The 5,998-nt window shown below is 67.3% G+C and carries 5 protein-coding genes, 1 tRNA gene and 1 pseudogene; 5 read left to right on the top strand and 2 right to left on the bottom strand.

The window, feature by feature from the left end:
- The 3 genes and pseudogenes from AB4Y86_RS09990 to AB4Y86_RS09980 form a co-directional block, all read left to right on the top strand.
- Positions 1 to 182, top strand: a pseudogene (locus tag AB4Y86_RS09990) (hypothetical protein); the annotation flags it as partial.
- A 7-nt stretch (positions 183 to 189) separates the two neighbouring features.
- A complete protein-coding gene (gene malQ, locus AB4Y86_RS09985) occupies positions 190 to 2,421 on the top strand; it encodes a 4-alpha-glucanotransferase (RefSeq protein ID WP_441402085.1) in 2,232 nt (743 codons plus the stop codon).
- 68 nt (positions 2,422 to 2,489) lie between these two features.
- Complete coding sequence (locus tag AB4Y86_RS09980; RefSeq protein WP_441402084.1) at positions 2,490 to 2,993, top strand: VOC family protein; 504 nt, start codon at positions 2,490 to 2,492, stop codon at positions 2,991 to 2,993.
- Positions 2,994 to 3,060: 67 nt separating this feature from the next.
- Here AB4Y86_RS09980 and AB4Y86_RS09975 read toward each other — a convergent pair.
- Positions 3,061 to 3,143: transfer RNA gene (locus AB4Y86_RS09975), tRNA-Leu, on the bottom strand.
- Positions 3,144 to 3,294: 151 nt separating this feature from the next.
- On the opposite strand from AB4Y86_RS09975, the gene AB4Y86_RS09970 reads away from it, so the two are divergent.
- Positions 3,295 to 4,599: a M20/M25/M40 family metallo-hydrolase gene (locus tag AB4Y86_RS09970; RefSeq protein WP_441402083.1), complete on the top strand. Its 1,305-nt coding sequence runs from the start codon at positions 3,295 to 3,297 to the stop codon at positions 4,597 to 4,599.
- A 29-nt stretch (positions 4,600 to 4,628) separates the two neighbouring features.
- A complete protein-coding gene (locus AB4Y86_RS09965) occupies positions 4,629 to 5,789 on the top strand; it encodes an acyl-CoA dehydrogenase family protein (RefSeq protein ID WP_441402082.1) in 1,161 nt (386 codons plus the stop codon).
- 16 nt (positions 5,790 to 5,805) lie between these two features.
- Here the strand turns inward: AB4Y86_RS09965 and AB4Y86_RS09960 are convergent.
- A partial coding sequence (locus AB4Y86_RS09960) for a DUF5703 family protein (protein ID WP_441402081.1) occupies positions 5,806 to 5,998 on the bottom strand: 193 nt, incomplete at its 5' end.

The following is a 5,998-nucleotide window of genomic DNA, read 5'->3' as shown; positions in this document are numbered from 1 at the left end:
CCCTAGGCCAGATCTTCGCCCTGCATCTGGACAAGGAAAACCGGCTGCTGATGCCGTTCATTGTCGAGTCGCCCGGCCTCAGCCTCGCGGCAGCCGTCGCGGGCCTGCAGGAACTGGTGGGGGAGGCTCACATCCAGGACGCCCATAGCACCGGGCCGGCCCCGACGCGGAGCAACGGCTGAGCCGCGGATGACGACCGACGCGGAGCACCCAAGCAACCACGTGGCGGAACCCGAAACAGCAGCTGTGGGCGCGGCAGCTCCAGAGGCGGCGACGGATGCCCTGTTGCGCGAACTGGCGGCAGCCCACAAAATCGGAACCTCCTATTGGGGCTGGGACGGGGTGGAACGGTCCGTGGCGGCCGGGACACTGCGCCAGGTCCTGACGGCGCTCGGCATCGGGGCCGACGGCCCAGAGCAGCTCCGGAGGTCCCTGGCCGAGGCACAGCTGGCACCGTGGCGCCGGTTCCTGCCGGCCATCGTGGTGGCGCGGGAAGGTTCGGCCGCCTCCTTCGACGTCCACGTGCCGCACGGAAGTCCCGTCAGTGTCTGGATCGTCACGGAGGACGGAGCCCGGCACGAGGCCCGCCAGCTGCAGAACTGGGAGACGCCCGTGGACGTCGACGGCGTCCTGACCGGCCGAGCGAGCTTCGCGACGCCGGAGGCACTAGCGCTCGGCTGGCACACCATCCTGGCGGACGGGGGCGGCGATCCGGCCGAATGCCCGCTGGTGGTCACCCCGCAGCGCCTCAACACCACCGCACCGCTGGCAGGGCGCCGCAGCTGGGGACTCACGGCGCAGCTCTACTCCGTGCGTTCCTCGCGTTCGTGGGGGATCGGCGACATCGCGGACCTGGCCGACCTCTCCGCGGTGGCCGCCGCGGAAGGCGCCGACTTTGTCCTGGTCAACCCCCTGCACGCCGCCGAGCCCGGGCCGCCGGTGGAAGACTCGCCGTACCTGCCCACCACCAGGCGATTCTTCAATCCGCTCTACATCCGGGTGGAGGACATCCCCGAGTACGCCTACCTCGGCCCCCGGGCCTTGGCCAACATTGCGAGCCTGGCGTCCCGCTTGCACGCCGCCAACCGCGACGCGGAGTTGCTGGACCGCAACTCCAGTTACGAGGCCAAGCTATCCGCCCTGGAGCAGGTGTTCCGCGTCCACCGGGGCCCGGCCCGCTCGCGCCAGTTCAGCGAATTCTGCCGGCAACACGGCCAGGGCCTCGACGACTTCGCGCTGTGGTGTGCGCTGCGCGAGAGCCTGGGCCCGTCGGCCCCGGAGTGGTCCGAGGAAGCCGTCTCGCCGTACACCCGGTACTGCGCCACAGAACGGGCAGCGCTCGCGGACCGGATCGAGTTTTACCGCTGGCTGCAGTGGATCTGCGACCAGCAGCTGGAGTCGGCGCAGGACGCGGCGCGGCGGGCCGGGATGCGGCTCGGCGTCGTGCACGACCTGGCGGTCGGGGTGAAGCTCGACGGCGCCGATGCCTGGACGCTGTCCGGCGTCCTCGCGCCGGGGGTGACAGTAGGCGCTCCGCCGGACATGTTCAACCAGCAGGGCCAGAACTGGACCCAGCCGCCATGGCACCCGGGAAGGCTGGCGGAGTCCGGGTACGCCGCGTATCGGGACATGCTGCGGACGGTGCTGCGCCATGCCGGCGGCATCCGCGTGGACCACGTTTTGGGCCTGTTCCGCCTCTGGTGGATTCCGGCGGGCGCCGGACCGGGCGAAGGCACCTACGTCTACTACGACCATGAGGCACTGATCGGGATCCTTGCCCTGGAGGCCCAGCGCGCGGGGGCAGTCGTCATCGGTGAKGACCTCGGTGTTTACGAGCCCTGGGTCCGGGATTACCTGGCCGAGCGAGGGATCTTCGGTACCTCGATCCTGTGGTTCGAGCACGACGACGACGGGCCGCTGGCACCGGAACGCTACCGGCAGCAGTGCCTCACGAGCGTCAACACGCACGACCTGCCGCCCACCGCCGGTTACCTGGCAGGCGAACACGTCACCCTCCGTGAGTCCTTGGGACTGCTGCGGCGCCCGGTCGCCGAAGAACGCGCCGCCGATGCTGCAGAGCAGGAAGCGGTGCTGGCGCTCGTCCGCGAGCGTGGCCTCCTGCCCGAGACGGAGCCGAAAACCGGCCGGGCCGGGGTGCAGGAAACTATTGAGGCGTTGTACGCATTCACGGCGCTCACGCCGTCGTCGTTGCTGGGGGTGGCGCTGGTCGATGCCGTGGGCGAGACCCGCACGCAGAACCAACCAGGCACCAGCACGGAGTACCCCAACTGGCGTATTCCACTGGCCGGACCGGACGGCGTCGTACTCCTCGAGGAACTGTCCGACGACGCCAGGTTCCGTTCCCTCCTGGGCACTGTCCAGCAGGACCTCCACCCCGATGGGCTGACCGACTGCCGGTAGGGACAGGTCCGGATCTATCGTTAGATCACCACCGGCCGATCGCCACCGGCCGAGAAAGGACTTCCGCCATGGACAGCCCGATTCCGCACTTTGATGGAGTGCATCACCTCAAGCTACCGGTACGGGATCTGGACGTCAGTAGCGAGTGGTTCCAGAGCCGGCTCGGATATTTCCTGGCAATGGAGTTCCGGGAAGACGGCAAGCTGATGGGTGTCGCACTGAATCACCCTCAGGGAGGACCGCGGCTGGCGTTGCGGTTGGATCCGGACAAAGCATCAGCCTCGGCGGGCTTCGACTACTTTTCGATAGGCGTTCCCACCAAGGCGGCGCTCGATGACCTCTCCAGCCGGCTGAGCGATCTGGGGGACCCTCACAACGGTGTCCAGGTGGCATCGGTCGGCTGGATCCTCGCCGGGCTGAGGGACCCGGACGGACACGAGATCCGTTTCTACACCACGGAATCTCACAAGGCCGCACCCGAAGGACAGGTGTACGTCGTGGACAACTCGGATGGGTTGCAACGCAGGGCGGGCGGGCAACGTCGGGACGATAGACCCGGCCAGCGTGGGTAAAGCTAGAGCCCGTTTGGGGAACAGAAAAAAGCCCCTGGAATCCGTGGATTCCAGGGGCTTTCCCTTGTGCGCGGAGGGGGACTTGAACCCCCACCCCCTTTCGAGGACTAGCACCTCAAGCTAGCGCGTCTGCCATTCCGCCACCCGCGCAGGTGGTAATTCCGGGAACAATTTCGCCTTTCAGCGTTTTGCTTTTCTCGGAAGCAGCGAGAAAGACTCTAGCACGAAGATTCGGCAAACAAATAATCGGGCCCGGTGGGTAGGCTGAAGCCAGCACTGACCCACCGCCACGAGGAGCGCAATGAGTGAAATTCGGCCCGAAGACGAGGTTGTCCGGATCTGCCAGGAACTGATCCGCATCGACACCTCCAACTACGGCGACGGATCCGGCCCGGGGGAGCGCGCAGCCGCGGAGTACACCGCCGGACTCATCACGGAGGTCGGGCTGGATGCCGAAATCTTCGAATCCGCGCCGGGCCGGGCCAGCGTGGTCACCCGGCTGGCGGGCGAGGATCCGTCCGCCAGCGCCCTGGTGGTCCACGGCCACCTCGATGTCGTCCCCGCGCTGCGCGATCAGTGGTCGGTGGACCCCTTCGGTGCCGAGCTCAAGGACGGCCTGATCTGGGGCCGCGGTGCCGTGGACATGAAGGACATGGACGCCATGATCCTCTCCGTCATGCGGAATTTCGCCCGCACGGGGCGTAAACCCAAGCGCGACCTGATCTTCGCGTTCTTCGCTGACGAGGAGGCGGGCGGCAAGTACGGCGCCAGCTACGCCGTCGACCACCGGCCGGAGCTGTTCGAGGGTGCGACCGAGGCGATCTCCGAAGTCGGCGGCTTCTCCGCCACCATCGGCGGCCAGCGGACATACCTGCTGCAGACAGCCGAGAAGGGCCTCTCCTGGCTGCGGCTCGTAGCCCACGGGCGCGCCGGCCACGGCTCGCAGATCAACACGGACAACGCCGTGACCCGCCTCGCCAGCGCCGTCTCGCGGATCGGCGAATATCGCTGGCCGGTGGAGCTGACGCCCACCACCCGGCAGTTCCTCGACGGCGTGACCGAGCTCACCGGCGTCGAATTCGATCCCGATGACCCGGACAAGATCCTCAAGGAACTCGGTACCGTGGCCCGCTTCGTCGGCGCCACGCTGCAGAACACCACCAACCCCACCCTGCTCAAGGGCGGTTACAAGCACAACGTGATCCCTGAGTCCGCCGAAGCCCTCGTGGATTGCCGCACGCTGCCCGGCCAGCAGGAACAGGTCCTCGAGATCGTCCGCGAGCTGGCGGGCACCGGCGTCGACGTCAGCTACGTCCACCAGGACGTGTCGCTTGAAGTACCGTTCGCCGGGAACCTCGTGGACTCCATGATCGACGCCCTGCATTCCGAAGATCCGGGCGCCAAGGTCCTCCCGTACACGCTCTCCGGCGGCACGGACAACAAATCGCTGAGCCGGCTCGGCATCACCGGCTACGGCTTCGCGCCGCTCATGCTGCCGGATGAACTGGACTTCACCGGCATGTTCCACGGCGTGGACGAACGGGTTCCGGCCGATTCGCTCAAGTTCGGCGCCCGCATGTTGAACACGCTGCTGACCAACTACTGAGCCGAACCCGAAGGAATGGTCACCAAGACATGACTCCCGAAGACATCCTGCCCGACACCCTGCTGGAACGGATCCGCGGCCGTGCCGCCGGCTACGACCGCGACAACGCCTTCTTCACCGAAGACCTCCACGAACTTTCCGCCGCTGGCTACCTGAAGATCTTTGTGTCGGAGGCCGACGGCGGGCTGGGCCTGAGGCTGGCCGGCGCGGCGCAGCTGCAGCGGCGGCTGGCCACGGCTGCGCCGGCGACCGCGCTGGCGATCAACATGCACCTGGTTTGGACCGGCGTCGCGCATGTCCTGGCCGCCCGGGGCGATGCCTCGCTGGACTTCGTCCTGACGGAGGCTGCTCAGGGCGAGATCTTCGCCTTCGGCAACTCCGAGGCTGGCAACGACTCCGTGCTGTTTGACTCCCGGACCGAGGCCACGCCGTTGCCGGACGGTAGCTATGGCTTCACCGGACGGAAGGTCTTCACCAGCCTCTCACCGGCCTGGACCCGGCTGGGGATCTTCGGCAAGGACGCTGCGGCGCGCGACGGCGAGGGCGAGCTGGTGCACGGCTTCATTGACCGTGAAACCCCCGGCTACGAGATCCTGCCCGACTGGGACACCTTGGGCATGCGGGCCAGCCAGTCCAACACCACGGTCCTGCAAGGTGCCGTGGTGCCGCCCGAGCGGATCTTCCGCAAACTTCCTGTCGGACCGAACGCGGATCCCCTGATCTTCGCAATCTTCGCCTGTTTCGAGACGCTGCTGGCGGCGGTCTACACCGGGATCGGGGAACGCGCCCTGCAGCTGGGCGTGGAAGCGGTCCAGCGGCGCACGTCGTTCAAGAACGGCGGCCGCAGCTACGCTCAGGACCCGGACATCCGCTGGAAGGTAGCGGAAGCGGCCATGGCCATGGATGCGCTCTACCCGCAGCTCGCTGCCGTGACGGCCGACGTCGACTCCCTCACCGACCACGGCGGGCAGTGGTTCCCCAAGCTCGTCGGGGTCAAGGTCCGCGCTACCGAAACCGCCCGCAACGTGGTGGATCTGGCGATCAGGGTCTCGGGCGGGTCCAGCTATTTTCGCGGCTCGGAACTCGAACGCCTCTACCGGGACGTTCTCGCGGGCATGTTCCATCCCTCGGACGATGAATCGGCGCACAATACCGTGGCCAATGCATGGCTGGGCCCGTTGGATTCCTAAACGGTGTGCTGAAGGCCTAGACGGTCCGCTGGACTTGGATGACCTTCCGGCGGAGCCAGAAGCGCCGTCCACCGCCGACATAAAGGACGCTGCGCTCGAGTTCCCACTTGCCGTACTCGGAGTGCGCGGCCAAGAGACGGCGGGCCTCGGGCAGGGAATCTTCAGGGCTCACCGTCAGCACGAGGTACTCGTACTGCCTCGCGTAGTCC

This window comes from Arthrobacter sp. 2YAF22_2 (genome assembly GCF_052114645.1).
Lineage (GTDB): Bacteria > Actinomycetota > Actinomycetes > Actinomycetales > Micrococcaceae > Arthrobacter.
This window is presented reverse-complemented; position numbering and strand designations above follow the sequence as displayed.

Coding starts and splice junctions, on each gene's coding strand:
- AB4Y86_RS09980 (WP_441402084.1), top strand. CDS start 2,490: ATGGACAGCCCGATTCCGCACTTTGATGGAGTGCATCACCTCAAGCTA.
- AB4Y86_RS09970 (WP_441402083.1), top strand. CDS start 3,295: ATGAGTGAAATTCGGCCCGAAGACGAGGTTGTCCGGATCTGCCAGGAA.
- AB4Y86_RS09965 (WP_441402082.1), top strand. CDS start 4,629: ATGACTCCCGAAGACATCCTGCCCGACACCCTGCTGGAACGGATCCGC.